3 protein-coding genes and 1 pseudogene are annotated in these 2,216 nt (G+C 74.8%); 1 reads left to right on the top strand and 3 read right to left on the bottom strand.

Going from position 1 to position 2,216, the window contains the following annotated elements; translation table 11 throughout:
• Positions 1 to 714, bottom strand: a 714-nt coding sequence (locus IE312_RS32995) for a GNAT family N-acetyltransferase (RefSeq protein WP_229900719.1), incomplete at its 3' end; no start/stop codon positions are given.
• A 72-nt stretch (positions 715 to 786) separates the two neighbouring features.
• Between IE312_RS32995 and IE312_RS32990 the strand changes: the two genes are divergently transcribed.
• Positions 787 to 1,176, top strand: coding sequence for a GntR family transcriptional regulator (locus IE312_RS32990; protein WP_189985910.1), 390 nt, complete (start codon positions 787 to 789; stop codon positions 1,174 to 1,176).
• A 27-nt stretch (positions 1,177 to 1,203) separates the two neighbouring features.
• On the opposite strand, the gene IE312_RS32985 is transcribed toward IE312_RS32990, so the two are convergent.
• Both IE312_RS32985 and IE312_RS42945 read right to left on the bottom strand, forming a co-directional pair.
• Positions 1,204 to 1,974, bottom strand: a complete 771-nt coding sequence (locus IE312_RS32985; RefSeq protein ID WP_189985909.1) for a DUF72 domain-containing protein — start codon at positions 1,972 to 1,974, stop codon at positions 1,204 to 1,206.
• 15 nt (positions 1,975 to 1,989) lie between these two features.
• Positions 1,990 to 2,216: pseudogene (locus tag IE312_RS42945) on the bottom strand (DUF5925 domain-containing protein); the annotation flags it as partial.

Raw genomic sequence — 2,216 nt, 5'->3', positions numbered from 1 at the left:
GCGGCCGTCGCCGTCGGTGTAGGCCGCGGTGAACGCGACCGGCCGGCCGTCGACACAGACGGCCGTGGTCAGCTCCCGGTCCAGCAGCGGGTGGTGCCAGTTCTCCGCGACCCAGGCGTCGTAGTCCGTGAACGCGTGCTCCACGTCGCTCGGTTCGTCCAGCATCGTCTCCGCGTCCAGCTCGAACAGCGGCCGGGGATCGTCCACGAAGTCGGCGGCCGTCCGCAGCTCGACCCCCGGCGGCACCTGCGGGAGCGGCGGGAGGGTGCCGTGCGCCAGGTCGAGCCGGAGGAGGTGCGCGGTACGGCCCCGCCGGTAGCCGCGCCGCTCGGCGAAGGCCCGGTTCGCCGGCTCGTCCAGCGCCCAGGTGAACAGCCGGGTCGCGCCCAGGTCCGTCAGGTACTCCTCGGCGGCCCGCGCCAGCAGCCGGCCGGCACCGCGGCGGGTCCGGTCCGGGCGGACGTAGATGTTCAGGGCGCCCTGGCCCGGTTCGGGGCTGTCGTGGACGAGGTGGACCTGCGCCGTGCCGATGATCTCGCCGTCCTCCTCCGCGACGAGCGGCCGGAAACGGGCGTCGGGGTGGATGCGGGTGGCCGTGTGCCGCACGGACTCCGGGGTGAACAGGATGTACGGGAGGGCGAGCCTGCGGACACGGGCGAAACCCTCGGCGTCGGCGGGGAGTTCGGGGCGCAGAGCGCGGACGAGCACTGTCATGACGAGGCACCGTACGGCCGCAGGGGGCCGGGCTGCCTCTCATTTTCCCGCGGGTGGGAGAGAATCGGCCCCGTGAGCCTGAAGATCCGCATCGATGACAGCGCGCCCCCGTACGAGCAGGTGCGGGCGCAGATCTCCGAACAGGCGCGGTCCGGGGCGCTCCCGGTGGGGTACCGGCTGCCGACCGTGCGGGGGCTGGCCGAGTCCCTGGGACTCGCGGTGAACACGGTGGCCAAGGCCTACCGGGCGCTGGAAGGGGACGGGGTGATCGAGACGCGGGGGCGCAACGGCACGTTCGTGGCCGCCGCCGGCTCGGCCGCGGAGCGCGAGGCCTCCCTGGCCGCGCAGGCGTACGCCGACCGGGTACGGCGGCTGGGGCTGGACGAGGGAGCGGCCCTGGAGGCGGTGCGGGACGCCCTGCGAGCGGCGTACCGGGAATCGGGGAGCCAGGGGATCCGCTGACCCGGACCTGCGGCCTGGACGGGCGGATCAGCTCCGCTTCGCCGGCTCCGGGGTCCGGGTCACCGGCAGGCCCGCCCGGTGGGCCGAACGGGCGAAGACGATCGCGTCCTGGACCGCCGCGCCCCCGGGATCGTTGTTGAAGTAGGCGTAGACGTCCTCCCCGGCCGGCCAGGTCGCCGCGACGCGGTCCACCCAGGTGTCCAGGGAGCGGCGGCCGTAGCGCGGCCAGGGCTGGGCGCGGCCCTGGTGGAAGCGGACGTAGCCCCAGTCGGCGGTGCGCCACAACGGGGTGACCGGACGGGCCAGGACGTCCGCCCAGCACAGGGCCGCGCCGCGGGCCGACAGCACCTCGCGCACCTCGCCCGTCCACCAGGACTCGTGCCGGGGCTCCACCGCGACCCGCGTACCGGGCGGGAAGCAGGCCAGGCAGGCGTCCAGCAGCGACGGGTCGGCGCGCAGGGTGGGCGGGAGCTGGAGGAGGACCGGGCCCAGGCGGCCGCCGAGCCCCGCCGCGTGCGTCATCAGGCGGTGCACCGGCTCCTCCGGCTCCTTCAGCCGCTTGATGTGGGTGAGGTACCGGCTGGCCTTGACCGCGACCACGAACTCCGGCGGGACCCGCGCACGCCAGGCGGCGAAGGTGTCGTACGACGGCAGCCGGTAGAACGCGTTGTTGATCTCCACGGTCGCGAACAGCCGGGTGTACTCCTCCAGCCACAGCCGCGTCGGTACCCCGGCCGGGTAGACGAGGTCCCGCCAGTCCTTGTACTGCCACCCCGACGTGCCGACGAACAGCGTCATACCCTCATGAAAGCACTACAGGTACAGGCCCGCGTCCGCCCCTTCGCGCGCGCCCGGCACCGAGGTCGGCGTGGTGCCCCGGCGCAGCGCGTACAGCTCGGCCAGGGTCGCGCCCTCCCGGCCGACGCCCTGCTCGGTGCCCAGCCAGGTCACCGCCTCCGTCCGGGTCAGCGGGCCCACCTCGATGCGGGCCAGGCAGCGGCCGGGGCGGACCACGGCCGGGTGCAGCCGCTCCAGGTCCT

This window comes from Streptomyces capoamus, assembly GCF_014654935.1.
Lineage (GTDB): Bacteria > Actinomycetota > Actinomycetes > Streptomycetales > Streptomycetaceae > Streptomyces > Streptomyces capoamus.
Note: the sequence above shows the minus strand (reverse complement) of the source record. Positions and strands in the feature narration are given on the sequence as shown.